The organism is Escherichia sp. Lx600-2 (assembly GCF_036662595.1).
GTDB classification, from domain to species: Bacteria; Pseudomonadota; Gammaproteobacteria; order Enterobacterales; family Enterobacteriaceae; genus Escherichia; species Escherichia coli.
Map to the genome: position 1 here is coordinate 1 of NZ_JAYQWM010000049.1, position 24737 is coordinate 24737.

The following is a 24737-nucleotide window of genomic DNA, read 5'->3' on the forward strand; positions in this document are numbered from 1 at the left end:
CACCCGATCGCGATGGACGACGGTCTGCGTTTCGCAATCCGTGAAGGCGGCCGTACCGTTGGCGCGGGCGTTGTAGCAAAAGTTCTGAGCTAATTGCCGATAACATTTGACGCAATGCGCACTAAAAGGGCATCATTTGATGCCCTTTTTGCACGCTTTCGTACCAGAACCTGGCTCATCAGTGATTTTCTTTGTCATAATCATTGCTGAGACAGGCTCTGTTGAGGGCGTATAATCCGAAAAGCTAATACGCGTTTCGATTTGGTTTGCCTCGCGGTCGCGGGGTGAAAATGTTTGTAGAATACTTCTGACAGGTTGGTTTATGAGTGCGAATACCGAAGCTCAAGGAAGCGGGCGCGGCCTGGAAGCGATGAAGTGGGTCGTTGTGGTGGCATTGCTCCTGGTGGCGATTGTCGGCAACTACCTTTATCGCGACATTATGCTGCCGCTGCGTGCGCTGGCCGTAGTAATTCTGATTGCTGCAGCGGGTGGTGTCGCGCTGTTAACGACAAAAGGTAAAGCTACCGTTGCTTTTGCCCGTGAAGCGCGTACCGAAGTCCGTAAGGTCATTTGGCCGACTCGCCAGGAAACATTGCACACCACGCTGATTGTGGCTGCGGTTACCGCAGTAATGTCACTGATCCTGTGGGGACTGGATGGTATTCTGGTTCGCCTGGTATCCTTTATCACTGGCCTGAGGTTCTGAGATGTCTGAAGCTCCTAAAAAGCGCTGGTACGTCGTTCAGGCGTTTTCCGGTTTTGAAGGCCGCGTAGCAACGTCGCTGCGTGAGCATATCAAATTACACAACATGGAAGATTTGTTTGGTGAAGTCATGGTACCAACCGAAGAAGTGGTTGAAATCCGTGGCGGTCAGCGTCGCAAAAGCGAACGTAAATTCTTCCCTGGCTACGTCCTCGTTCAGATGGTGATGAACGACGCGAGCTGGCACCTGGTGCGCAGCGTACCGCGTGTGATGGGCTTCATCGGCGGTACTTCCGATCGTCCTGCGCCAATCAGCGATAAAGAAGTCGATGCGATTATGAACCGCCTGCAGCAGGTTGGTGATAAGCCGCGTCCGAAAACGCTGTTTGAACCGGGTGAAATGGTCCGTGTTAATGATGGTCCGTTCGCTGACTTCAACGGTGTTGTTGAAGAAGTGGATTACGAGAAATCTCGTCTGAAAGTGTCTGTTTCTATCTTCGGTCGTGCGACCCCGGTAGAGCTGGACTTCAGCCAGGTTGAAAAAGCCTAACCCAGCGATCAAAAAAGCGGCGATTTAATCGTTGCACAAGGCGCGAGATTGGAATACAATTTCGCGCCTTTTGTTTTTATGGGTCTTGCCCGTAAAACGATTTTTTATATCACGGGGAGCCTCTCAGAGGCGTTATTACCCAACTTGAGGAATTTATAATGGCTAAGAAAGTACAAGCCTATGTCAAGCTGCAGGTTGCAGCTGGTATGGCTAACCCGAGTCCGCCAGTAGGTCCGGCTCTGGGTCAGCAGGGCGTAAACATCATGGAATTCTGCAAAGCGTTCAACGCAAAAACTGATTCCATCGAAAAAGGTCTGCCGATTCCGGTAGTAATCACCGTTTACGCTGACCGTTCTTTCACTTTCGTTACCAAGACTCCGCCGGCAGCAGTTCTGCTGAAAAAAGCGGCTGGTATCAAGTCTGGTTCCGGTAAGCCGAACAAAGACAAAGTGGGTAAAATTTCCCGCGCTCAGCTGCAGGAAATCGCGCAGACCAAAGCTGCCGACATGACTGGTGCCGACATTGAAGCGATGACTCGCTCCATCGAAGGTACTGCACGTTCCATGGGCCTGGTAGTGGAGGACTAAGAAATGGCTAAACTGACCAAGCGCATGCGTGTTATCCGCGAGAAAGTTGATGCAACCAAACAGTACGACATCAACGAAGCTATCGCTCTGCTGAAAGAGCTGGCGACTGCTAAATTCGTAGAAAGCGTGGACGTAGCTGTTAACCTCGGCATCGACGCTCGTAAATCTGACCAGAACGTACGTGGTGCAACTGTACTGCCGCACGGTACTGGCCGTTCCGTTCGCGTAGCCGTATTTACCCAGGGTGCAAACGCTGAAGCTGCTAAAGCTGCAGGTGCTGAACTGGTAGGTATGGAAGATCTGGCTGACCAGATCAAGAAAGGCGAAATGAACTTTGACGTTGTTATTGCTTCTCCGGATGCAATGCGCGTTGTTGGCCAGCTGGGCCAGGTTCTGGGTCCGCGCGGCCTGATGCCAAACCCGAAAGTGGGTACTGTAACGCCGAACGTTGCTGAAGCGGTTAAAAACGCTAAAGCTGGCCAGGTTCGTTACCGTAACGACAAAAACGGCATCATCCACACCACCATCGGTAAAGTGGACTTTGACGCTGACAAACTGAAAGAAAACCTGGAAGCTCTGCTGGTTGCGCTGAAAAAAGCAAAACCGACTCAGGCGAAAGGCGTGTACATCAAGAAAGTTAGCATCTCCACCACCATGGGTGCAGGTGTTGCAGTTGACCAGGCTGGCCTGAGCGCTTCTGTAAACTAATGCCTTTACGTGGGCGGTGATTTTGTCTACAATCTTACCCCCACGTATGCTAACGAAAGTTAGCAGCTAAAAAGATTTGTTCGTTGGAGCCTGGCCTATCCAGGCCTCCGTCGAAGACCGCAGGAGTTTCGCAAGAAACTTAATCCCCTGCGTAGACGGTGACAGAACGGTAAGATTATTCTTTTATATTCTGGCTTGTTTCTGCTCACCGTAATTAAGACGCTCTCTCCGTTTGGAGGAGTGAAGTGAGTTCCAGAGATTTTCTCTGGCAAACATCCAGGAGCAAAGCTAATGGCTTTAAATCTTCAAGACAAACAAGCGATTGTTGCTGAAGTCAGCGAAGTAGCCAAAGGCGCGCTGTCTGCAGTAGTTGCGGATTCCCGTGGCGTAACTGTAGATAAAATGACTGAACTGCGTAAAGCAGGTCGCGAAGCTGGCGTATACATGCGTGTTGTTCGTAACACCCTGCTGCGCCGTGCTGTTGAAGGTACTCCGTTCGAGTGCCTGAAAGACGCGTTTGTTGGTCCGACCCTGATTGCATACTCTATGGAACACCCGGGCGCTGCTGCTCGTCTGTTCAAAGAGTTCGCGAAAGCGAATGCAAAATTTGAGGTCAAAGCCGCTGCCTTTGAAGGTGAGCTGATCCCGGCGTCTCAGATCGACCGCCTGGCAACTCTGCCGACCTACGAAGAAGCAATTGCACGCCTGATGGCAACCATGAAAGAAGCTTCGGCTGGCAAACTGGTTCGTACTCTGGCTGCTGTACGCGATGCGAAAGAAGCTGCTTAATCGCAGTTATCTTTTTAACGCATTCGCTTACGTATAAACTTATTCTGATATTCAGGAACAATTTAAATGTCTATCACTAAAGATCAAATCATTGAAGCAGTTGCAGCTATGTCTGTAATGGACGTTGTAGAACTGATCTCTGCAATGGAAGAAAAATTCGGTGTTTCCGCTGCTGCTGCTGTAGCTGTAGCTGCTGGCCCGGTTGAAGCTGCTGAAGAAAAAACTGAATTCGACGTAATTCTGAAAGCTGCTGGCGCTAACAAAGTTGCTGTTATCAAAGCAGTACGTGGCGCAACTGGCCTGGGTCTGAAAGAAGCTAAAGACCTGGTAGAATCTGCACCGGCTGCTCTGAAAGAAGGCGTGAGCAAAGACGACGCAGAAGCACTGAAAAAAGCTCTGGAAGAAGCTGGCGCTGAAGTTGAAGTTAAATAAGCCAACCCTTCCGGTTGCAGCCTGAGAAATCAGGCTGATGGCTGGTGACTTTTTAGTCACCAGCCTTTTTGCGCTGTAAGGCGCCAGTAGCGTTTCACACTGTTTGACTACTGCTGTGCCTTTCAATGCTTGTTTCTATCGACGACTTAATATACTGCGACAGGACGTCCGTTCTGTGTAAATCGCAATGAAATGGTTTAAGCGTGATAGCAACAGGCATTGCGGAAAGTGTTCCATTTTCCGGTCAACAAAATAGTGTTGCACAAACTGTCCGCTCAATGGACAGATGGGTCGACTTGTCAGCGAGCTGAGGAACCCTATGGTTTACTCCTATACCGAGAAAAAACGTATTCGTAAGGATTTTGGTAAACGTCCACAAGTTCTGGATGTACCTTATCTCCTTTCTATCCAGCTTGACTCGTTTCAGAAATTTATCGAGCAAGATCCTGAAGGGCAGTATGGTCTGGAAGCTGCTTTCCGTTCCGTATTCCCGATTCAGAGCTACAGCGGTAATTCCGAGCTGCAATACGTCAGCTACCGCCTTGGCGAACCGGTGTTTGACGTCCAGGAATGTCAAATCCGTGGCGTGACCTATTCCGCACCGCTGCGCGTTAAACTGCGTCTGGTGATCTATGAGCGCGAAGCGCCGGAAGGCACCGTAAAAGACATTAAAGAACAAGAAGTCTACATGGGCGAAATTCCGCTCATGACAGACAACGGTACCTTTGTTATCAACGGTACTGAGCGTGTTATCGTTTCCCAGCTGCACCGTAGTCCGGGCGTCTTCTTTGACTCCGACAAAGGTAAAACCCACTCTTCGGGTAAAGTGCTGTATAACGCGCGCATCATCCCTTACCGTGGTTCCTGGCTGGACTTCGAATTCGATCCGAAGGACAACCTGTTCGTACGTATCGACCGTCGCCGTAAACTGCCTGCGACCATCATTCTGCGTGCCCTGAACTACACCACAGAGCAGATCCTCGACCTGTTCTTTGAAAAAGTTATCTTTGAAATCCGTGATAACAAGCTGCAGATGGAACTGGTGCCGGAACGCCTGCGTGGTGAAACCGCATCTTTCGACATCGAAGCTAACGGTAAAGTGTACGTAGAAAAAGGCCGCCGTATCACTGCGCGCCACATTCGCCAGCTGGAAAAAGACGACGTCAAACTGATCGAAGTCCCGGTTGAGTACATCGCAGGTAAAGTGGTTGCTAAAGACTATATTGATGAGTCTACCGGCGAGCTGATCTGCGCAGCGAACATGGAGCTGAGCCTGGATCTGCTGGCTAAGCTGAGCCAGTCTGGTCACAAGCGTATCGAAACGCTGTTCACCAACGACCTGGATCACGGCCCGTATATCTCTGAAACCTTACGTGTCGACCCAACTAACGACCGTCTGAGCGCACTGGTAGAAATCTACCGCATGATGCGCCCTGGCGAGCCGCCGACTCGTGAAGCAGCGGAAAGCCTGTTCGAGAACCTGTTCTTCTCCGAAGACCGTTATGACCTGTCTGCGGTTGGTCGTATGAAGTTCAACCGTTCTCTGCTGCGCGAAGAAATCGAAGGTTCCGGTATCCTGAGCAAAGACGACATCATTGATGTTATGAAAAAGCTCATCGATATCCGTAACGGTAAAGGCGAAGTCGATGATATCGACCACCTCGGCAACCGTCGTATCCGTTCCGTTGGCGAAATGGCGGAAAACCAGTTCCGCGTTGGCCTGGTACGTGTAGAGCGTGCGGTGAAAGAGCGTCTGTCTCTGGGCGATCTGGATACCCTGATGCCTCAGGATATGATCAACGCCAAGCCGATTTCCGCAGCAGTGAAAGAGTTCTTCGGCTCCAGCCAGCTGTCTCAGTTTATGGACCAGAACAACCCGCTGTCTGAGATTACGCACAAACGTCGTATCTCCGCACTCGGCCCAGGCGGTCTGACCCGTGAACGTGCAGGCTTCGAAGTTCGAGACGTACACCCGACTCACTACGGTCGCGTATGTCCAATCGAAACCCCTGAAGGTCCGAACATCGGTCTGATCAACTCTCTGTCTGTATACGCGCAGACTAACGAATACGGCTTCCTTGAGACTCCGTATCGTAAAGTGACCGACGGTGTTGTAACTGACGAAATTCACTACCTGTCTGCTATCGAAGAAGGCAACTACGTTATCGCCCAGGCGAACTCCAACCTGGATGAAGAAGGCCACTTCGTAGAAGACCTGGTAACTTGCCGTAGCAAAGGCGAATCCAGCTTGTTCAGCCGTGACCAGGTTGACTACATGGACGTATCCACCCAGCAGGTGGTATCCGTCGGTGCGTCCCTGATCCCGTTCCTGGAACACGATGACGCCAACCGTGCATTGATGGGTGCGAACATGCAACGTCAGGCCGTTCCGACTCTGCGCGCTGATAAGCCGCTGGTTGGTACTGGTATGGAACGTGCTGTTGCCGTTGACTCCGGTGTAACTGCGGTAGCTAAACGTGGTGGTGTCGTTCAGTACGTGGATGCTTCCCGTATCGTTATCAAAGTTAACGAAGACGAGATGTATCCGGGTGAAGCAGGTATCGACATCTACAACCTGACCAAATACACCCGTTCTAACCAGAACACCTGTATCAACCAGATGCCGTGTGTGTCTCTGGGTGAACCGGTTGAACGTGGCGACGTGCTGGCAGACGGTCCGTCCACCGACCTCGGTGAACTGGCGCTTGGTCAGAACATGCGCGTAGCGTTCATGCCGTGGAATGGTTACAACTTCGAAGACTCCATCCTCGTATCCGAGCGTGTTGTTCAGGAAGACCGTTTCACCACCATCCACATTCAGGAACTGGCGTGTGTGTCCCGTGACACCAAGCTGGGGCCAGAAGAGATCACCGCTGACATCCCGAACGTGGGTGAAGCTGCGCTCTCCAAACTGGATGAATCCGGTATTGTTTACATTGGTGCGGAAGTAACCGGTGGCGACATTCTGGTTGGTAAGGTAACGCCGAAAGGTGAAACCCAGCTGACCCCAGAAGAGAAACTGCTGCGTGCGATCTTCGGTGAGAAAGCGTCTGACGTTAAAGACTCTTCTCTGCGCGTACCAAACGGTGTATCCGGTACGGTTATCGACGTTCAGGTCTTTACTCGCGATGGCGTAGAAAAAGACAAACGTGCGCTGGAAATCGAAGAAATGCAGCTCAAACAGGCGAAGAAAGACCTGTCTGAAGAACTGCAGATCCTCGAAGCGGGTCTGTTCAGCCGTATCCGTGCTGTGCTGGTAGCCGGTGGCGTTGAAGCTGAGAAGCTCGACAAACTGCCGCGCGATCGCTGGCTGGAGCTGGGCCTGACCGACGAAGAGAAACAAAATCAGCTGGAACAGCTGGCTGAGCAGTATGACGAACTGAAACACGAGTTCGAGAAGAAACTCGAAGCGAAACGCCGCAAAATCACCCAGGGCGACGATCTGGCACCGGGCGTGCTGAAGATTGTTAAGGTATATCTGGCGGTTAAACGCCGTATCCAGCCTGGTGACAAGATGGCAGGTCGTCACGGTAACAAGGGTGTAATTTCTAAGATCAACCCGATCGAAGATATGCCTTACGATGAAAACGGTACGCCGGTAGACATCGTACTGAACCCGCTGGGCGTACCGTCTCGTATGAACATCGGTCAGATCCTCGAAACCCACCTGGGTATGGCTGCGAAAGGTATCGGCGACAAGATCAACGCTATGCTGAAACAGCAGCAAGAAGTCGCGAAACTGCGCGAATTCATCCAGCGTGCGTACGATCTGGGCGCTGACGTTCGTCAGAAAGTTGACCTGAGTACCTTCAGCGATGAAGAAGTTATGCGTCTGGCTGAAAACCTGCGCAAAGGTATGCCAATCGCAACGCCGGTGTTCGACGGTGCGAAAGAAGCAGAAATTAAAGAGCTGCTGAAACTTGGCGACCTGCCGACTTCTGGTCAGATCCGCCTGTACGACGGCCGCACTGGTGAACAGTTCGAACGTCCGGTAACCGTTGGTTACATGTACATGCTGAAACTGAACCACCTGGTCGACGACAAGATGCACGCGCGTTCCACCGGTTCTTACAGCCTGGTTACTCAGCAGCCGCTGGGTGGTAAGGCACAGTTCGGTGGTCAGCGTTTCGGGGAGATGGAAGTGTGGGCGCTGGAAGCATACGGCGCAGCATACACCCTGCAGGAAATGCTCACCGTTAAGTCTGATGACGTGAATGGTCGTACTAAGATGTATAAAAACATCGTGGACGGCAACCATCAGATGGAGCCGGGCATGCCAGAATCCTTCAACGTATTGTTGAAAGAGATTCGTTCGCTGGGTATCAACATCGAACTGGAAGACGAGTAATTCTCGCTCAAACAGGTCACTGCTGTCGGGGTAAAACCCGGCAGCGGATTGTGCTAACTCCGACGGGAGCAAATCCGTGAAAGATTTATTAAAGTTTCTGAAAGCGCAGACTAAAACCGAAGAGTTTGATGCGATCAAAATTGCTCTGGCTTCGCCAGACATGATCCGTTCATGGTCTTTCGGTGAAGTTAAAAAGCCGGAAACCATCAACTACCGTACGTTCAAACCAGAACGTGACGGCCTTTTCTGCGCCCGTATCTTTGGGCCGGTAAAAGATTACGAGTGCCTGTGCGGTAAGTACAAGCGCCTGAAACACCGTGGCGTCATCTGTGAGAAGTGCGGCGTTGAAGTGACCCAGACCAAAGTACGCCGTGAGCGTATGGGTCACATCGAACTGGCTTCCCCGACTGCGCACATCTGGTTCCTGAAATCGCTGCCGTCCCGTATCGGCCTGCTGCTCGATATGCCGCTGCGTGATATTGAACGCGTACTGTACTTCGAATCTTATGTCGTTATCGAAGGCGGTATGACCAACCTGGAGCGTCAACAGATCCTGACTGAAGAGCAGTATCTGGACGCGCTGGAAGAGTTCGGTGACGAATTCGACGCGAAAATGGGTGCGGAAGCAATCCAGGCTCTGCTGAAGAGCATGGATCTGGAGCAAGAGTGCGAACAGCTGCGTGAAGAGCTGAACGAAACCAACTCCGAAACCAAGCGTAAAAAGCTGACCAAGCGTATCAAACTGCTGGAAGCGTTCGTTCAGTCTGGTAACAAACCAGAGTGGATGATCCTGACCGTTCTGCCGGTACTGCCGCCAGATCTGCGTCCGTTGGTTCCGCTGGATGGTGGTCGTTTCGCGACTTCTGACCTGAACGATCTGTATCGTCGCGTCATTAACCGTAACAACCGTCTGAAACGTCTGCTGGATCTGGCTGCGCCGGACATCATCGTACGTAACGAAAAACGTATGCTGCAGGAAGCGGTAGACGCCCTGCTGGATAACGGTCGTCGCGGTCGTGCGATCACCGGTTCTAACAAGCGTCCTCTGAAATCTTTGGCCGACATGATCAAAGGTAAACAGGGTCGTTTCCGTCAGAACCTGCTCGGTAAGCGTGTTGACTACTCCGGTCGTTCTGTAATCACTGTAGGTCCATACCTGCGTCTGCATCAGTGCGGTCTGCCGAAGAAAATGGCGCTGGAGCTGTTCAAACCGTTCATCTACGGCAAGCTTGAACTGCGTGGTCTTGCTACCACCATTAAAGCTGCGAAGAAAATGGTTGAGCGCGAAGAAGCTGTCGTTTGGGATATCCTGGACGAAGTTATCCGCGAACACCCGGTACTGCTGAACCGTGCACCGACTCTGCACCGTCTGGGTATCCAGGCATTTGAACCGGTACTGATCGAAGGTAAAGCTATCCAGCTGCACCCGCTGGTTTGTGCGGCATATAACGCCGACTTCGATGGTGACCAGATGGCTGTTCACGTACCGCTGACGCTGGAAGCCCAGCTGGAAGCGCGTGCGCTGATGATGTCTACCAACAACATCCTGTCCCCGGCGAACGGCGAACCAATCATCGTTCCGTCTCAGGACGTTGTACTGGGTCTGTACTACATGACCCGTGACTGTGTTAACGCCAAAGGCGAAGGCATGGTGCTGACTGGCCCGAAAGAAGCAGAACGTCTGTATCGCTCTGGTCTGGCTTCTCTGCATGCGCGCGTTAAAGTGCGTATCACCGAGTATGAAAAAGATGCTAACGGTGAATTAGTAGCGAAAACCAGCCTGAAAGACACGACTGTTGGCCGTGCCATTCTGTGGATGATTGTACCGAAAGGTCTGCCTTACTCCATCGTCAACCAGGCGCTGGGTAAAAAAGCAATCTCCAAAATGCTGAACACCTGCTATCGCATTCTCGGTCTGAAACCGACCGTTATTTTTGCGGACCAGATCATGTACACCGGCTTTGCATATGCAGCGCGTTCTGGTGCATCTGTTGGTATCGATGACATGGTCATCCCGGAGAAGAAACACGAAATCATCTCCGAGGCAGAAGCAGAAGTTGCTGAAATTCAGGAGCAGTTCCAGTCTGGTCTGGTAACTGCGGGCGAACGCTACAACAAAGTTATCGATATCTGGGCTGCGGCGAACGATCGTGTATCCAAAGCGATGATGGATAACCTGCAAACTGAAACCGTTATTAACCGTGACGGTCAGGAAGAGAAGCAGGTTTCCTTCAACAGCATCTACATGATGGCCGACTCCGGTGCGCGTGGTTCTGCGGCACAGATTCGTCAGCTTGCTGGTATGCGTGGTCTGATGGCGAAGCCGGATGGCTCCATCATCGAAACGCCAATCACCGCGAACTTCCGTGAAGGTCTGAACGTACTCCAGTACTTCATCTCCACCCACGGTGCTCGTAAAGGTCTGGCGGATACCGCACTGAAAACTGCGAACTCCGGTTACCTGACTCGTCGTCTGGTTGACGTGGCGCAGGACCTGGTGGTTACCGAAGACGATTGTGGTACCCATGAAGGTATCATGATGACTCCGGTTATCGAGGGGGGTGACGTTAAAGAGCCGCTGCGCGATCGCGTACTGGGTCGTGTAACTGCTGAAGACGTTCTGAAGCCGGGTACTGCTGATATCCTCGTTCCGCGCAACACGCTGCTGCACGAACAGTGGTGTGACCTGCTGGAAGAGAACTCTGTCGACGCGGTTAAAGTACGTTCTGTTGTATCTTGTGACACCGACTTTGGTGTATGTGCGCACTGCTACGGTCGTGACCTGGCGCGTGGCCACATCATCAACAAGGGTGAAGCAATCGGTGTTATCGCGGCACAGTCCATCGGTGAACCGGGTACACAGCTGACCATGCGTACGTTCCACATCGGTGGTGCGGCATCTCGTGCGGCTGCTGAATCCAGCATCCAGGTGAAAAACAAAGGTAGCATCAAGCTCAGCAACGTGAAGTCGGTTGTGAACTCCAGCGGTAAACTGGTTATCACTTCCCGTAACACCGAACTGAAACTGATCGACGAATTCGGTCGTACTAAAGAAAGCTACAAAGTACCTTACGGTGCGGTACTGGCGAAAGGCGATGGCGAACAGGTTGCTGGCGGCGAAACCGTTGCAAACTGGGACCCGCACACCATGCCGGTTATCACCGAAGTAAGCGGTTTTGTACGCTTTACTGACATGATCGACGGCCAGACCATTACGCGTCAGACCGACGAACTGACCGGTCTGTCTTCGCTGGTGGTTCTGGATTCCGCAGAACGTACCGCAGGTGGTAAAGATCTGCGTCCGGCACTGAAAATCGTTGATGCTCAGGGTAACGACGTTCTGATCCCGGGTACCGATATGCCTGCGCAGTACTTCCTGCCGGGTAAAGCGATTGTTCAGCTGGAAGATGGCGTACAGATCAGCTCTGGTGACACCCTGGCGCGTATTCCGCAGGAATCCGGCGGTACCAAGGACATCACCGGTGGTCTGCCGCGCGTTGCGGACCTGTTCGAAGCACGTCGTCCGAAAGAGCCGGCAATCCTGGCTGAAATCAGCGGTATCGTTTCCTTCGGTAAAGAAACCAAAGGTAAACGTCGTCTGGTTATCACCCCGGTAGACGGTAGCGATCCGTACGAAGAGATGATTCCGAAATGGCGTCAGCTCAACGTGTTCGAAGGTGAACGTGTAGAACGTGGTGACGTAATTTCCGACGGTCCGGAAGCGCCGCACGACATTCTGCGTCTGCGTGGTGTTCATGCTGTGACTCGTTACATCGTTAACGAAGTACAGGACGTATACCGTCTGCAGGGCGTTAAGATTAACGATAAACACATCGAAGTTATCGTTCGTCAGATGCTGCGTAAAGCTACCATCGTTAACGCGGGCAGCTCCGACTTCCTGGAAGGCGAACAGGTTGAATACTCTCGCGTCAAGATCGCAAACCGCGAACTGGAAGCGAACGGCAAAGTGGGTGCAACTTACTCCCGCGATCTGCTGGGTATCACCAAAGCGTCTCTGGCAACCGAGTCCTTCATCTCCGCGGCATCGTTCCAGGAGACCACTCGCGTGCTGACCGAAGCAGCCGTTGCGGGCAAACGCGACGAACTGCGCGGCCTGAAAGAGAACGTTATCGTGGGTCGTCTGATCCCGGCAGGTACCGGTTACGCGTACCACCAGGATCGTATGCGTCGCCGTGCTGCGGGTGAAGCTCCGGCTGCACCGCAGGTGACTGCAGAAGACGCATCTGCCAGCCTGGCAGAACTGCTGAACGCAGGTCTGGGCGGTTCTGATAACGAGTAATCGTTAATCCGCAAATAACGTAAAAACCCGCTTCGGCGGGTTTTTTTATGGGGGGAGTTTAGGGAAAGAGCATTTGTCAGAATATTTAATGAATTTCTGGATACTCATAATCAATGTAGAGATGACTAATATCCTGAAACTGACTGAACTAATTGAGTCAAGCTCGGCAAGAATTCGATACTATTCCTGTGTGACTTTCTTAAGGAACGAGAATGAAACAGGAAGTGGAGAAGTGGCGACCTTTTGGACATCCGGATGGTGATATTCGTGATTTATCATTTCTTGATGCTCATCAGGCTGTCTACGTTCAGCATCATGAGGGCAAAGAGCCTTTAGAGTATCGCTTCTGGGTTACCTACTCTCTTCACTGCTTCACAAAAGATTATGAACATCAGACTAACGAAGAAAAACAATCGTTAATGTACCACGCGCCTAAAGAATCTCGTCCCTTCTGCCAGCACCGTTATAACTTAGCGCGCATACACTTAAAAAGAACCATTTTGGCGCTGCCAGAAAGCAACGTTATTCATGCTGGGTATGGTAGCTATGCCGTGATTGAAGTGGATTTAAACGGAGGAGACAAGGCATTTTACTTTGTTGCGTTCAGGGCTTTCAGGGAAAAGAAAAAACTTCGTTTGCATGTAACTAGCGCTTATCCCATTTCTGAAAAACAGAAAGGTAAATCAGTGAAATTTTTCACCATTGCCTACAACTTATTGAGAAATAAGCAGCTTCCTCAGCCCTCAAAATAACAAAACCCACCTTAAGGTGGGTTTCGCCAGAGAATTATCTCTGGTATTCAGAACGCCATTACCGGACTTTGCCTTGACCTTGCGATAATCGCAGGTTGCGGGATGTCTGAATTTCTTCAGTCTGCTGCATCCTGGAAGATGAGAACATGTGTTCTTATTTTCGTCTCTATCATAGTTGAGTATTTACTCTCTTACAATCAGATCTCTTTCATTGCTCAACAGGCGATGGCTTCAGACTTTGCATTACGGAATTTTTAAGAAAGGCAGGGCGAAACGAGGAAGAAGCTTTTCGCCCTGGACAACATTCCTGCTGACGGCACTACCATAAAAAAACGCAACGCTTTCAACAACCTTGCGTTTTTCATCTTCCGTAGCGGCTCGTAATAAATTTACGTTCTTACATTCTGTCTCATGGCCTTTGCGAGGCGCGTCCCAGATAGCTGTCCCAGTCTTTCCATACCGGCTGCAAACCCTGAGCGGTTAACGCGGCAGCAACCGCTTCCGGTCTGCGATCGTCGTGCGGTGAGAACTGTTCCAACTCGGGGTGATTATCAGCATAGCCACCTGGCTGCGTTTTCGAGAAGGCGCTGACGTTATTGATCGCCAGCGGAATAACGCGATCGCGAAACCACGGTGATTCCCGCGTGGAGAGTGACAGTTCAATCTCCGGTGCAAGCAGTCGGAAGGCGCAGATGGTTTGCACTAACTGGCGTTCATCCATAATCGACGCAGGCTCAATGCCGCCAGTACATGGACGCAGGCGTGGGAAGGAGACAGAGTAGCGGCTTTGCCAGTAATGCTGTTGCAGCCATAGCAAATGTTCTGCAACCATATAGCAGTCAACTCGCCAGTTGTCGGAAAGGCCAATTAGCGCGCCGAGGCCAATCTTATCAATCCCCGCACGCCCCAGCCGATCCGGCGTTTCCAGCCGCCAGAAGAAGTCCTGTTTTTTCCCTTTCAGATGATGGCGGGCGTATGTCGCCTCGTGATACGTCTCCTGATAAACCATCACGCCATCGAGACCAAGCTGTTTTAGCTCGGCATATTCCGCCTCCGCCAGCGGTTGTACTTCCATCTGTAGTGAAGAGAACTGTTCACGCAGGGCAGGGAGATGACGACGAAAGTAATCCATCCCCACTTTCGCCTGATGTTCACCGGTGACTAAAAGCAGATGTTCAAAGCCCATCTCCCGTATAGCGGCGCTTTCCCTGGCAATATCCGCTTCATCCAGCGTTTTGCGCTTGATGCGGTTGCTCATAGAGAATCCGCAGTACGTGCAGTCGTTAGCGCAAAGATTGGAAAGATAAAGCGGGACGTAGAAACTAACTGTGTTGCCAAATCGCTGACGGGTCAGACGCTGCGCCCGTTGGGCCAGTTGTTCCAGATAGCCACTGGCGGCTGGCGATAACAGCGCCATCATATCGTCGCGGGTGAGTTGCGAGGCATTTAGCGCCCACTCTACGTCAGCAGCCGTTTTGCCGTTGATACGCAGGCGGATGTCGTCCCAGTCCAGTTGTCGCCAGCGATCGCTGAAGGTTTTCATACCGATGCCTCCAGAAATCCGGTCAGCGGGCTGGTGGCATGAGCAAAATAACTGCGGCTGCCCGGTCCGGCCTGACGTGCCAGCAGGCCTGCTTCTACCGCCAGACGAAATGCCTTCGCCATGTTGACGGGATCGTCCGCGACGGCAATTGCCGTATTCACTAACACCGCGTCGGCCCCCATTTCCAGCGCCTGCGCGGCATGGCTGGGAACGCCGATGCCAGCATCGACAACCACCGGCACTGTGGCCTGCTGGATAATAATCTCCAGCATGGCGCGGGTTTCCAGTCCCTGATTCGAGCCAATCGGCGCGCCGAGCGGCATCACCGCTGCACAGCCGACTTCTTCCAGACGTTTACACAATACCGGATCGGCCCCGCAGTAAGGCAGCACGACAAATCCCTGTTGTACCAGCGTTTCGGCGGCTTTCAGGGTTTCGATGGGATCGGGCAACAGCCAGCGGGCGTCAGGGTGAATCTCTAATTTTAACCAGTTTGTGCCTAACGCTTCACGAGCCAGATGGGCGGCGAAAATGGCTTCTTCCGCTGTTTTCGCCCCGGATGTATTTGGCAGCAGGGTCACACCCGCCGCGATAAGCGGTTCGAGGATAGCGTCGTTGTGCTGGCGCAAGTCGACACGTTTCATCGCCAGTGTCACCAGCTGGCTGCCGGAAGCGCGGATCGCCTCCACCATCAGTTGTGAAGAAGCGAATTTCCCTGTGCCGGTAAACAGATGTGAATCAAACGTTTTGTCCGCAATACGTAACATTTCAACCCCCTGCAATAACCTGAAAAAGCAGGATCTGGTCGCCATCCTGCACGATATGTTGCGCCCACTGCTCACGCGGGACGATTTGCTGATTAATCGCCAGAGCCGCGCCCGCTTGTCGTTGGTCGAGTTGCTCCAGTAGTTCGTGAACAGTTTGCCCGGCGGCGCACTGCATCGGTTGATCGTTAAACAGGATCTGCATTGCTTCCTCCGCATACCGGGCAACCACTGGCGCGGCGCAACGCCAGGCTGCGCCACTGGCTCGATTTACCGTCGAACAGTCGGAGTTCTCCCGCAGGTGTCTCTATACCGCTTAATAACTTAATGGCTTCCAGTGCCTGCAAAGTGCCCATAACCCCGACCACCGGGCCAACCACGCCCGCCGTGCGGCAGTTGCGTTCTGGCTCCTGGTTATCTGGCCACAGGCAGCGGTAACACCCCTGCTCCCAGGGCGGCGTCAGTACCATCAACTGACCGCCAAATCCGACCGCGCTGGCGGTGATAAGCGGCGTGTTGAGTGCCACGCAGGCGGCATTAATCTCCTGGCGAGTCGCCATATTGTCGGTACAGTCGAGCACCACATCGGCCCGTGCAACCGCATCTTTTAACGCCTCACCCGTTAACCGTTGTTGTAATGCTGTCAGTTGAATGTCGGGATTCAACTGTGTCAGTCGCTGTTGGCTGACCTGCGATTTCGGGCGATCGATATCTTCAGTGGTAAAGAGGATTTGTCGTTGCAGATTGCTTAAATGCACATCGTCGTCATCTGCCAGTACCAGCGTCCCGACGCCAGCGCCCGCCAGGTACAGCGCAGCAGGTGTACCCAGCCCGCCCAGACCGATAATCAGCACCTGGCTGTCGAGCAGTTTTTGCTGCCCGTCCAGAGCGATATCGTCGAGCAGGATTTGGCGGCTATAACGCATAAAGTCACGGTCATTCATCGCCAACTCCTGCAATTTCCAGCAACTGTGCCGTTGCCAAACGCCAGTCTGCGGCTTGAGTAATGGCGCTGACGACGGCGATACTGCCGACACCCGTTGCTATCACCGCAGGCGCGCGTGCCAGACTGATACCGCCAATCGCCACGGTGGGATAATCCGCCAGTCGCTCAACATGCCGTGCCAGCTGTTCCAGCCCCTGCGGTGCAGAAGGCATCTGTTTGGTTTGCGTCGGGAACACATGTCCCAGCGCGATATAAGAGGGGCGTGCTGCCAGCGCGACGTCGATTTCCATATCGTCATGTGTCGAAACGCCCAGTCGCAGGCCTGCCGCGCGGATGGCATTGAGATCGGTGGCTTGCAAATCTTCCTGCCCCAAATGGACGCCATACGCCTGATGCTTGATCGCCAGCCGCCAGTAATCGTTGATAAACAATCGCGCGTTATAGCGGCGGCCCAGCGCAATTGCCGCCACGACATCGGCTTCCACCTCTTCATCGCGCCGATCTTTGATGCGTAGCTGGAGAGTACGTACGCCTGCATCCAACAGACGTTCGATCCACTGTACGCTGTCCACCACCGGGTACAGTCCTAAACGAAAAGGTACAGGAGGAAAATCAGGCTGATACATCACGCTTCCTCCTTACGCAGGTAGATTTCTCCGCCTCTGGCACGGAAGTTCTCCGACATATCCACCATTCCCATTTCAATAGTTTGCGTGGCGGCGTAATCACGCACTTCCTGGCTGATTTTCATCGAGCAAAATTTCGGTCCACACATGGAGCAAAAATGGGCGACTTTGCCGGACTCTTGGGGCAGGGTTTCATCGTGATAAGCGCGGGCGGTAAACGGGTCGAGGGCCAGATTAAACTGGTCTTCCCAGCGAAATTCGAAGCGGGCTTTCGACATGGCGTTATCGCGAATTTGCGCGCCCGGATGCCCTTTCGCCAGGTCAGCGGCGTGGGCGGCAATCTTATAGGTGATAAGCCCCTGCTTAACATCTTCTTTATTAGGCAGACCCAGATGCTCTTTTGGCGTTACGTAACAGAGCATCGCGCAGCCAAACCAGCCAATCATCGCCGCACCAATCCCCGACGTGAAGTGGTCATAGCCCGGCGCAATATCGGTAGTTAGCGGCCCCAGAGTGTAAAACGGCGCTTCGTGGCAGTGCTCTAACTCCTCGGTCATATTGCGGCGGATCATCTGCATCGGCACGTGGCCTGGGCCTTCAATCATCACCTGCACATCATATTCCCAGGCGATTTTGGTCAGTTCGCCCAGCGTATGCAGCTCGGCAAACTGCGCTTCATCGTTGGCGTCCTGAATAGAACCGGGGCGCAGACCGTCGCCCAGCGACAGCGAAACGTCATAAGCGGCACAGATTTCACAAATTTCGCGGAAGTGTTGATAGAGGAAATTTTCCTGATGATGGGAGAGGCACCATTTCGCCATAATCGAACCGCCGCGAGAGACGATACCGGTCAGGCGTTTCGCGGTCATCGGCACGTAGCGCAGCAGCACCCCTGCATGGATAGTGAAGTAATCCACACCTTGCTCGGCCTGTTCCAGCAGCGTGTCGCGGAACGCTTCCCAGGTAAGATCTTCGGCGATCCCGTTAACCTTCTCCAGCGCCTGGTAGATCGGCACTGTACCGATCGGCACCGGGCTGTTACGCAAAATCCACTCGCGGGTTTCGTGAATATAGCGACCGGTGGAGAGATCCATCACCGTATCCGCTCCCCAGCGCGTGGACCATACCAGCTTTTCCACTTCTTCTTCGATGGAAGAGGTGACCGCTGAGTTGCCGATATTGGCGTTAACTTTTACCAGGAAGTTACGGCCAATAATCATCGGCTCCGATTCCGGATGATTAATGTTGGCCGGGATAATCGCACGTCCGGCAGCAACTTCATCACGGACAAATTCCGCAGTGATATTTTCCGGCAGACGTGCGCCAAAGCTCATTCCCGGATGCTGGTGGCGTAAAACTTCGCTACGGATGCGCTCGCGGCCCATATTCTCGCGGATGGCGATGAATTCCATTTCCGGTGTGATGATGCCCTGGCGGGCGTAGTGCAGTTGTGTGACGCGGCGTCCTGCTTTGGCGCGTTTTGGCGTTAATACGCCGCTAAAACGCAGCTCGTCGAGGCCATCATCTGCCAGCCGCGCTTTAGTGTAATCGGAACTGCGCACGGTAAGTTCTTCGGTATCGCCGCGCGCATCGATCCACGGCTGGCGTAGTTTTGCCAGCCCTTGTTGCACGTTAATGGCAATCTGCGGATCGCCATACGGGCCGGAGGTGTCGTAGACCGGAATCGCTTCGTTTTCTTCGTACTGCGGCTGTTCTTTGCTACCGCCAATTAGCGTCGGGCTAAGCTGGATCTCACGCATCGGCACGCGCACGCCGGGTTGTGTGCCAGTGATATAAATGCGTTTTGAGTTGGGAAAGGTGGTGCCTTCCAGGGTATCGATAAAATGTTGGGCCCGGGCGCGTTGTTCGCGGCGGGTCAGTTTTGTTGCAGACATAGCTCATTCCAAAAAGTTAAGGACGTGGCTTGTCAGACGACGGATGAAGCAAGAGACGATCGCCGCAAAGGCGATGCGATAGCAGATTAACTCTTGTTCCCTTCGCAGGTATTAGCCTGATCAGGTTCCGCGGATCCCGAATAAACGGTCTCAGCCAGTTAAGGCACTCCGACAAGAAATTAGCCCCCACAAACGGGGCGTTGAATGTAAATTACGCGTTAACAGCGCAGAACTCAAGCAGGATGTTTGACGCGGGCAGCGTCAAGCACCAGCAGAATCAGCTTATCTTCCAGCACAAAGCGCGCTTCCAGCGCCTCGCCGATGTCAGATAAAACCTGTTGAAACTCAAGGTAATTATCATGATCGATGGCGGTTTCCAGGCTGGAATCGTAGTAATCCATAATCTGTTGGGTATTGGCTTCGAGTTGCGGCCAAATCTTCGCGGCGCGCGCGAGTTGCCCGTTGCCTTCCAGCTTATGAAGAATGCGCTCATAAATACTGAAATGCCCGGCAGACAAGTAATCGACCAGGCTCTGACAAAAATCATCAAGGGCTTTTTCGTTTAGCCTCATGTACGATTCTTTGCCAGGCTTAATGCCAACCAGATTGTAGTAAGCCACGAGCAGATGCTTACGTACATGTAGCCAGCGATCAACCAGTTTGTTACTTCCTCTGACGCGCTCCGTCAGGTTATCGAGCTGGTTAAGCATGATTGACTCCGCAAGTTTGTATTCAAAAACTGCTCAGTGAGAAATGTAAAAACCATGTTAAACATGCCAGTGATGCAAAGGTAGTGCAAGAGCTATGGATCGTATAATTGAAAAATTAGATCACGGCTGGTGGGTCGTCAGCCATGAACAAAAATTATGGTTGCCGAAGGGAGAATTGCCATATGGCGAAGCGGCAAATTTCGATCTTGTGGGTCAGCGCGCACTACAAATCGGCGAATGGCAGGGGGAACCTGTTTGGTTAATACAACAGCAGCGGCGTCACGATATGGGGTCGGTACGTCAGGTCATTGATCTCGATGTTGGGCTGTTTCAACTGGCCGGACGTGGCGTGCAACTGGCGGAGTTTTACCGATCGCATAAATACTGTGGTTACTGCGGGCATGAAATGTATCCAAGCAAAACCGAATGGGCGATGCTGTGCAGCCATTGCCGTGAGCGTTACTACCCGCAAATCGCCCCCTGCATTATTGTTGCCATCCGTCGCGATGATTCGATCCTCCTCGCCCAGCATACCCGCCATCGTAACGGTGTCCATACGGTACTTGCCGGATTCGTCGAAGTGGGCGAAACCCTCGAGCAGGCGGTCGCGCGGGAAGTGATGGAAGAGAGCGGAATTAAAGTTAAACACTTGCGTTATGTGACTTCCCAGCCGTGGCCGTTTCCTCAGTCTTTAATGACCGCGTTTATGGCGGAATATGACAGCGGCGACATCGTGATCGACCCGAAAGAATTGCTCGAGGCGAACTGGTATCGCTATGACGATTTGCCGTTACTCCCGCCGCCCGGCACCGTAGCGCGCCGTCTGATAGAAGATACGGTGGCGATGTGTCGGGCAGAGTATGAGTGATGATACACTGACCGCCTGACGCACTAAGGAACAGCCAAAATGACCGAACTTAAAAACGATCGTTATCTGCGGGCGCTGCTGCGCCAGCCCGTTGATGTCACTCCAGTATGGATGATGCGCCAGGCGGGTCGCTATCTACCGGAATATAAAGCCACGCGCGCCCAGGCGGGCGATTTTATGTCGCTGTGCAAAAACGCCGAGCTGGCGTGCGAAGTGACTTTGCAACCGCTGCGTCGCTACCCGCTGGATGCGGCGATCCTCTTTTCCGATATCCTCACCGTGCCGGACGCGATGGGGTTAGGGCTCTATTTTGAGGCCGGAGAAGGTCCGCGTTTTACCTCGCCAGTCACCTGCAAAGCTGACGTCGATAAACTGCCAATTCCGGACCCGGAAGATGAGCTGGGTTACGTGATGAACGCGGTGCGTACCATTCGTCGCGAACTGAAAGGCGAAGTGCCGCTGATTGGTTTTTCCGGCAGCCCGTGGACGCTGGCAACCTACATGGTGGAAGGCGGCAGCAGCAAAGCGTTCACCGTGATCAAAAAAATGATGTATGCCGATCCGCAGGCGCTGCACGCTCTGCTCGATAAACTGGCGAAAAGCGTCACTCTGTATCTGAATGCGCAGATTAAAGCCGGTGCTCAGGCAGTGATGATTTTCGACACCTGGGGCGGTGTGCTTACCGGGCGCGATTATCAACAGTTCTCGCTCTATTACATGCATAAAATTGTTGATGGTTTACTGCGTGAAAACGACGGTCGCCGCGTACCGGTCACGCTGTTTACCAAAGGCGGCGGACAGTGGCTGGAAGCGATGGCAGAAACCGGTTGCGATGCGCTGGGCCTCGACTGGACAACGGACATCGCCGATGCGCGCCGCCGTGTGGGCAATAAAGTCGCGTTGCAGGGTAATATGGATCCGTCGATGCTGTACGCGCCGCCTGCCCGCATTGAAGAAGAAGTAGCGACTATACTTGCAGGTTTCGGTCACGGCGAAGGTCATGTCTTTAACCTTGGTCACGGCATTCATCAGGATGTGCCGCCAGAACATGCTGGCGTGTTCGTGGAGGCAGTGCATCGATTGTCTGAACAGTATCACCGCTAAGGAGCGATTATGGATCTCGCGTCATTACGCGCTCAACAAATCGAACTGGCTTCTTCTGTGATCCGCGAGGATCGACTCGATAAGGATCCGCCGGATCTGATCGCCGGAGCCGATGTCGGGTTTGAGCAGGGCGGAGAAGTGACGCGAGCGGCGATGGTGCTGCTGAAATACCCCTCGCTTGAGCTGGTGGAGTATAAAGTGGCCCGCATCGCTACCACCATGCCTTACATTCCAGGTTTTCTTTCCTTCCGCGAATATCCTGCGCTCCTGGCAGCGTGGGAGATGCTGTCACAAAAACCTGATTTAGTGTTTGTCGATGGTCATGGGATCTCGCATCCTCGCCGTCTTGGCGTCGCCAGCCATTTTGGTTTGCTGGTGGATGTGCCGACCATTGGCGTAGCGAAAAAACGACTATGCGGTAAATTCGAACCGCTCTCCAGCGAACCGGGCGCGCTGGCCCCACTGATGGATAAAGGCGAGCAGCTGGCCTGGGTCTGGCGCAGCAAAGCGCGCTGTAACCCGTTGTTTATCGCTACCGGCCATCGGGTCAGCGTGGACAGCGCGCTGGCGTGGGTACAACGCTGCATGAAAGGCTATCGTCTGCCGGAGCCAACGCGCTGGGCGGACGCGGTGGCCTCGGAACGTCCGGCGTTCGTGCGCTATACAGCAAATCAGCCCTAATTCAGGTAAACTGCGGGTAATTTCCGTATTTGAGAACTCAACATGTTACAAAACCCAATTCATCTGCGTCTGGAGCGCCTGGAAAGCTGGCAGCATGTCACTTTCATGGCTTGCTTATGCGAACGCATGTACCCCAATTACGCCATGTTCTGCCAGCAAACCGGTTTTGGTGATGGGCAAATTTACCGTCGTATTCTCGATCTCATCTGGGAAACGCTGACCGTTAAAGACGCAAAAGTAAATTTCGACAGCCAACTGGAGAAATTTGAAGAAGCGATTCCTTCAGCCGACGATTTCGATCTGTACGGCGTTTATCCGGCAATCGATGCCTGCGTGGCGTTAAGTGAACTGGTCCATTCGCGTTTGAGTGGTGAAACGCTCGAACACGCGGTGGAAGTGAGTAAGACCTCCATCACGACCGTTGCGATGCTGGAAATGACTCAGGCTGGTCGCGAAATGAGCGATGAAGAGCTCAAAGAAAACCCAGCTGTAGAGCAAGAATGGGACATTCAGTGGGAAATATTCCGACTTTTAGCTGAGTGCGAAGAACGCGATATCGAGCTGATAAAAGGCCTTAGGGCAGACCTGCGTGAGGCGGGTGAGAGCAATATTGGTATAATTTTTCAGCAATAAGACCAGAAAACGTGATTTAACGCCTGATTTGTCATACCTGGAGTCTTCCCTTTCGCCCCCCGTCTGGTCTACATTTGGGGGGCGAAAAAAAGTGGCTATCGGTGCGTGTATGCAGGAGAGTGCTATTCTGGCATTTCCGTCGCACTCGATGCTTAGCAAGCGATAAACACATTGTAAGGATAACTTATGAACAAGACTCAACTGATTGATGTAATTGCAGAGAAAGCAGAACTGTCCAAAACCCAGGCTAAAGCTGCTCTGGAGTCCACTCTGGCTGCAATTACTGAGTCTCTGAAAGAAGGCGATGCTGTACAACTGGTTGGTTTCGGTACCTTCAAAGTGAACCACCGCGCTGAGCGTACTGGCCGCAACCCGCAGACCGGTAAAGAAATCAAAATTGCCGCAGCTAACGTACCGGCATTTGTTTCTGGCAAGGCACTGAAAGACGCAGTTAAGTAAGATTGCGTGGCAGTGAACAGTTTTAACGAAGGGGTGGTTTCACCCCTTTTGTCTTTCTGGCGTCGATCATTGATGCTGGCTGGCGCTCTGTTTCTCACTGCCTGTAGCCACAACTCTTCACTTCCTCCCTTTACCGCCAGTGGATTTGCTGAAGACCAGGGCGCGGTACGTATCTGGCGAAAAGACAGCGGCGATAATGTGCATCTGCTTGCCGTGTTTAGCCCGTGGCGCAGTGGCGATACCACGACGCGAGAGTATCGCTGGCAGGGCGATAACCTCACGCTCATCAATATCAATGTTTACAGCAAACCGCCGGTGAACATTCGCGCGCGTTTTGACGATCGCGGTGATCTGAGCTTTATGCAACGTGAATCCGATGGGGAAAAGCAGCAGCTTTCTAACGACCAAATCGATTTATACCGTTATCGTGCTGATCAGATCCGCCAGATTAGCGATGCCTTACGTCAGGGGAGAGTCGTGCTGCGCCAGGGGCGCTGGCATGCGATGGAACAGACCGTGACCACCTGTGAAGGGCAAACCATTAAACCTGATTTAGATTCGCAGGCGATAGCGCATATCGAGCGCCGCCAGAGCCGCTCTTCTGTTGATGTCAGCGTGGCATGGCTGGAAGCGCCCGAAGGTTCGCAATTACTGTTAGTGGCAAACTCTGATTTCTGTCGCTGGCAACCCAACGAGAAAACGTTCTGATTTACCAGTGGCCCATACCCATATGACCGCCACCACCGCAGCCGCCGTAACCCATTCCGGTACCGCGCGGAATACCCGCTTCAGCCATCGCAATATCTCGTTTCACCCGTAACTCATCTAACGACTGACGCAAATTCTCCATCTCTTTGGCGACCGCGTTAATTTTGCTGCTATCCGGTGGGTTCGCGGCTAACAGGGCATTGTATTCATAACGCTTCGTCACCAGTTGCTGTTGCAGTGCGCTGCTTTGAGCGTAAAAGTCATTATGGATTTTCTGCCACGCTGTCTGTTGTTCGCTGGTCAAAGGCGCGGCATTTTGCTGCCACATACCGTGTCCGCCGTGAGCAAATGCAGATGTCGATCCCATCGCCATTGCTGAAAGCGCCATCATCACCAGGGCAATTTTCGTGTTCCGTTTCATGGTTAATCCTCCAGTGGTTGTCTTACTTCGGGTATTGCATCTTCCGTGCCAACGATGAAACGCTGATATGACGGGTAATCTGGCATGATAAACGAGTAAAAATGACTCGCCTGCGGCGGGTAGCGAGTCATTTTTACTCATTGAAACTTAAGCCTTTGTGTTACAGCGCAGGGTAAGCGCTGATAAAAGATGGCATGATTTCTGCTGTCA

24 protein-coding genes and 1 riboswitch are annotated in these 24737 nt (G+C 52.8%); of the genes, 16 read left to right on the top strand and 8 right to left on the bottom strand.

What is annotated here, in order from left to right:
- The 10 genes from OQV04_RS16455 to OQV04_RS16500 form a co-directional block, all read left to right on the top strand.
- Window positions 1-93, top strand: a 93-nt coding sequence (locus tag OQV04_RS16455) for a hypothetical protein (RefSeq protein WP_024043797.1), incomplete at its 5' end; no start/stop codon positions are given.
- 229 nt (window positions 94-322) lie between these two features.
- Window positions 323-706 carry a preprotein translocase subunit SecE gene (secE, locus tag OQV04_RS16460; RefSeq protein ID WP_001275702.1) on the top strand — a complete coding sequence of 128 codons (384 nt, stop codon included), beginning with the start codon at window positions 323-325 and terminating at the stop codon, window positions 704-706.
- 1 nt (window position 707) lies between these two features.
- On the top strand, window positions 708-1253 hold the full coding sequence (gene nusG, locus OQV04_RS16465) for a transcription termination/antitermination protein NusG (RefSeq protein ID WP_001287516.1): 546 nt from the start codon (window positions 708-710) through the stop codon (window positions 1251-1253).
- Between the two features lie 158 nt (window positions 1254-1411).
- Entirely contained in the window at window positions 1412-1840 is a 429-nt protein-coding gene (gene rplK / locus OQV04_RS16470; RefSeq protein WP_001085926.1) for a 50S ribosomal protein L11, read from the top strand.
- A gap of 3 nt (window positions 1841-1843) precedes the next feature.
- Entirely contained in the window at window positions 1844-2548 is a 705-nt protein-coding gene (gene rplA, locus OQV04_RS16475; protein WP_001096684.1) for a 50S ribosomal protein L1, read from the top strand.
- Window positions 2549-2839: 291 nt separating this feature from the next.
- Window positions 2840-3337, top strand: a complete 498-nt coding sequence (rplJ, locus tag OQV04_RS16480; protein WP_001207201.1) for a 50S ribosomal protein L10 — start codon at window positions 2840-2842, stop codon at window positions 3335-3337.
- A 66-nt stretch (window positions 3338-3403) separates the two neighbouring features.
- Window positions 3404-3769 carry a 50S ribosomal protein L7/L12 gene (gene rplL, locus OQV04_RS16485; RefSeq protein ID WP_000028878.1) on the top strand — a complete coding sequence of 122 codons (366 nt, stop codon included), beginning with the start codon at window positions 3404-3406 and terminating at the stop codon, window positions 3767-3769.
- 319 nt (window positions 3770-4088) lie between these two features.
- Window positions 4089-8117, top strand: a complete 4029-nt coding sequence (rpoB, locus tag OQV04_RS16490; RefSeq protein WP_000263098.1) for a DNA-directed RNA polymerase subunit beta — start codon at window positions 4089-4091, stop codon at window positions 8115-8117.
- Between the two features lie 76 nt (window positions 8118-8193).
- Window positions 8194-12417, top strand: a complete 4224-nt coding sequence (rpoC, locus tag OQV04_RS16495; protein ID WP_000653944.1) for a DNA-directed RNA polymerase subunit beta' — start codon at window positions 8194-8196, stop codon at window positions 12415-12417.
- A 212-nt stretch (window positions 12418-12629) separates the two neighbouring features.
- Window positions 12630-13169, top strand: coding sequence for a heat-shock protein C (locus OQV04_RS16500; RefSeq protein ID WP_001306870.1), 540 nt, complete (start codon window positions 12630-12632; stop codon window positions 13167-13169).
- A 409-nt stretch (window positions 13170-13578) separates the two neighbouring features.
- On the opposite strand, the gene thiH is transcribed toward OQV04_RS16500, so the two are convergent.
- From thiH to rsd, 7 genes are all read right to left on the bottom strand, one after another.
- Complete coding sequence (gene thiH, locus OQV04_RS16505; protein ID WP_001544260.1) at window positions 13579-14712, bottom strand: 2-iminoacetate synthase ThiH; 1134 nt, start codon at window positions 14710-14712, stop codon at window positions 13579-13581.
- Window positions 14709-15479 carry a thiazole synthase gene (gene thiG, locus OQV04_RS16510; RefSeq protein WP_001544261.1) on the bottom strand — a complete coding sequence of 257 codons (771 nt, stop codon included), beginning with the start codon at window positions 15477-15479 and terminating at the stop codon, window positions 14709-14711. The genes thiH and thiG overlap by 4 nt, the downstream gene beginning before the upstream one ends.
- A gap of 1 nt (window position 15480) precedes the next feature.
- Complete coding sequence (gene thiS, locus OQV04_RS16515; RefSeq protein ID WP_001166230.1) at window positions 15481-15681, bottom strand: sulfur carrier protein ThiS; 201 nt, start codon at window positions 15679-15681, stop codon at window positions 15481-15483.
- Entirely contained in the window at window positions 15665-16420 is a 756-nt protein-coding gene (thiF, locus tag OQV04_RS16520; protein WP_000999737.1) for a thiazole biosynthesis adenylyltransferase ThiF, read from the bottom strand. The genes thiS and thiF overlap by 17 nt, the downstream gene beginning before the upstream one ends.
- A complete protein-coding gene (gene thiE, locus OQV04_RS16525; RefSeq protein ID WP_000284600.1) occupies window positions 16413-17048 on the bottom strand; it encodes a thiamine phosphate synthase in 636 nt (211 codons plus the stop codon). Before thiE ends, thiF begins: the two co-directional genes overlap by 8 nt.
- Complete coding sequence (gene thiC, locus OQV04_RS16530) at window positions 17048-18943, bottom strand: phosphomethylpyrimidine synthase ThiC (protein WP_032281691.1); 1896 nt, start codon at window positions 18941-18943, stop codon at window positions 17048-17050. The genes thiE and thiC overlap by 1 nt, the downstream gene beginning before the upstream one ends.
- Window positions 18944-19023: 80 nt before the next feature.
- A riboswitch (TPP riboswitch) is annotated at window positions 19024-19124 on the bottom strand.
- A gap of 52 nt (window positions 19125-19176) precedes the next feature.
- Window positions 19177-19653, bottom strand: coding sequence for a sigma D regulator (gene rsd / locus OQV04_RS16535; protein ID WP_000934302.1), 477 nt, complete (start codon window positions 19651-19653; stop codon window positions 19177-19179).
- Window positions 19654-19747: 94 nt separating this feature from the next.
- On the opposite strand from rsd, the gene nudC reads away from it, so the two are divergent.
- The 6 genes from nudC (at window position 19748) to OQV04_RS16565 (ending at window position 24106) form a co-directional block, all read left to right on the top strand.
- A complete protein-coding gene (gene nudC, locus OQV04_RS16540; protein ID WP_023308554.1) occupies window positions 19748-20521 on the top strand; it encodes an NAD(+) diphosphatase in 774 nt (257 codons plus the stop codon).
- A 39-nt stretch (window positions 20522-20560) separates the two neighbouring features.
- On the top strand, window positions 20561-21625 hold the full coding sequence (gene hemE, locus OQV04_RS16545; RefSeq protein ID WP_000137657.1) for a uroporphyrinogen decarboxylase: 1065 nt from the start codon (window positions 20561-20563) through the stop codon (window positions 21623-21625).
- 9 nt (window positions 21626-21634) lie between these two features.
- Entirely contained in the window at window positions 21635-22306 is a 672-nt protein-coding gene (gene nfi / locus OQV04_RS16550) for a deoxyribonuclease V (RefSeq protein ID WP_000362388.1), read from the top strand.
- 42 nt (window positions 22307-22348) lie between these two features.
- Window positions 22349-22939, top strand: coding sequence for a YjaG family protein (locus OQV04_RS16555; RefSeq protein ID WP_000940106.1), 591 nt, complete (start codon window positions 22349-22351; stop codon window positions 22937-22939).
- A 186-nt stretch (window positions 22940-23125) separates the two neighbouring features.
- Entirely contained in the window at window positions 23126-23398 is a 273-nt protein-coding gene (gene hupA, locus OQV04_RS16560) for a nucleoid-associated protein HU-alpha (RefSeq protein WP_001044513.1), read from the top strand.
- A gap of 12 nt (window positions 23399-23410) precedes the next feature.
- Complete coding sequence (locus OQV04_RS16565; protein WP_001300651.1) at window positions 23411-24106, top strand: DUF1481 domain-containing protein; 696 nt, start codon at window positions 23411-23413, stop codon at window positions 24104-24106.
- A 1-nt stretch (window position 24107) separates the two neighbouring features.
- On the opposite strand, the gene zraP is transcribed toward OQV04_RS16565, so the two are convergent.
- Entirely contained in the window at window positions 24108-24527 is a 420-nt protein-coding gene (gene zraP, locus OQV04_RS16570) for a zinc resistance sensor/chaperone ZraP (RefSeq protein ID WP_001296714.1), read from the bottom strand.
- Window positions 24528-24737 lie beyond the last annotated feature (210 nt).

Bases quoted from the DNA above. Each gene is read 5' to 3' on its own strand.
- secE (WP_001275702.1), top strand. From the start codon at position 323: ATGAGTGCGAATACCGAAGCTCAAGGAAGCGGGCGCGGCCTGGAAGCG.
- nusG (WP_001287516.1), top strand. From the start codon at position 708: ATGTCTGAAGCTCCTAAAAAGCGCTGGTACGTCGTTCAGGCGTTTTCC.
- rplK (WP_001085926.1), top strand. From the start codon at position 1,412: ATGGCTAAGAAAGTACAAGCCTATGTCAAGCTGCAGGTTGCAGCTGGT.
- rplA (WP_001096684.1), top strand. From the start codon at position 1,844: ATGGCTAAACTGACCAAGCGCATGCGTGTTATCCGCGAGAAAGTTGAT.
- rplJ (WP_001207201.1), top strand. From the start codon at position 2,840: ATGGCTTTAAATCTTCAAGACAAACAAGCGATTGTTGCTGAAGTCAGC.
- rplL (WP_000028878.1), top strand. From the start codon at position 3,404: ATGTCTATCACTAAAGATCAAATCATTGAAGCAGTTGCAGCTATGTCT.
- rpoB (WP_000263098.1), top strand. From the start codon at position 4,089: ATGGTTTACTCCTATACCGAGAAAAAACGTATTCGTAAGGATTTTGGT.
- OQV04_RS16500 (WP_001306870.1), top strand. From the start codon at position 12,630: ATGAAACAGGAAGTGGAGAAGTGGCGACCTTTTGGACATCCGGATGGT.
- thiH (WP_001544260.1), bottom strand. From the start codon at position 14,712: ATGAAAACCTTCAGCGATCGCTGGCGACAACTGGACTGGGACGACATC.
- thiG (WP_001544261.1), bottom strand. From the start codon at position 15,479: ATGTTACGTATTGCGGACAAAACGTTTGATTCACATCTGTTTACCGGC.
- thiS (WP_001166230.1), bottom strand. From the start codon at position 15,681: ATGCAGATCCTGTTTAACGATCAACCGATGCAGTGCGCCGCCGGGCAA.
- thiF (WP_000999737.1), bottom strand. From the start codon at position 16,420: ATGAATGACCGTGACTTTATGCGTTATAGCCGCCAAATCCTGCTCGAC.
- thiE (WP_000284600.1), bottom strand. From the start codon at position 17,048: ATGTATCAGCCTGATTTTCCTCCTGTACCTTTTCGTTTAGGACTGTAC.
- thiC (WP_032281691.1), bottom strand. From the start codon at position 18,943: ATGTCTGCAACAAAACTGACCCGCCGCGAACAACGCGCCCGGGCCCAA.
- rsd (WP_000934302.1), bottom strand. From the start codon at position 19,653: ATGCTTAACCAGCTCGATAACCTGACGGAGCGCGTCAGAGGAAGTAAC.
- nudC (WP_023308554.1), top strand. From the start codon at position 19,748: ATGGATCGTATAATTGAAAAATTAGATCACGGCTGGTGGGTCGTCAGC.
- hemE (WP_000137657.1), top strand. From the start codon at position 20,561: ATGACCGAACTTAAAAACGATCGTTATCTGCGGGCGCTGCTGCGCCAG.
- nfi (WP_000362388.1), top strand. From the start codon at position 21,635: ATGGATCTCGCGTCATTACGCGCTCAACAAATCGAACTGGCTTCTTCT.
- OQV04_RS16555 (WP_000940106.1), top strand. From the start codon at position 22,349: ATGTTACAAAACCCAATTCATCTGCGTCTGGAGCGCCTGGAAAGCTGG.
- hupA (WP_001044513.1), top strand. From the start codon at position 23,126: ATGAACAAGACTCAACTGATTGATGTAATTGCAGAGAAAGCAGAACTG.
- zraP (WP_001296714.1), bottom strand. From the start codon at position 24,527: ATGAAACGGAACACGAAAATTGCCCTGGTGATGATGGCGCTTTCAGCA.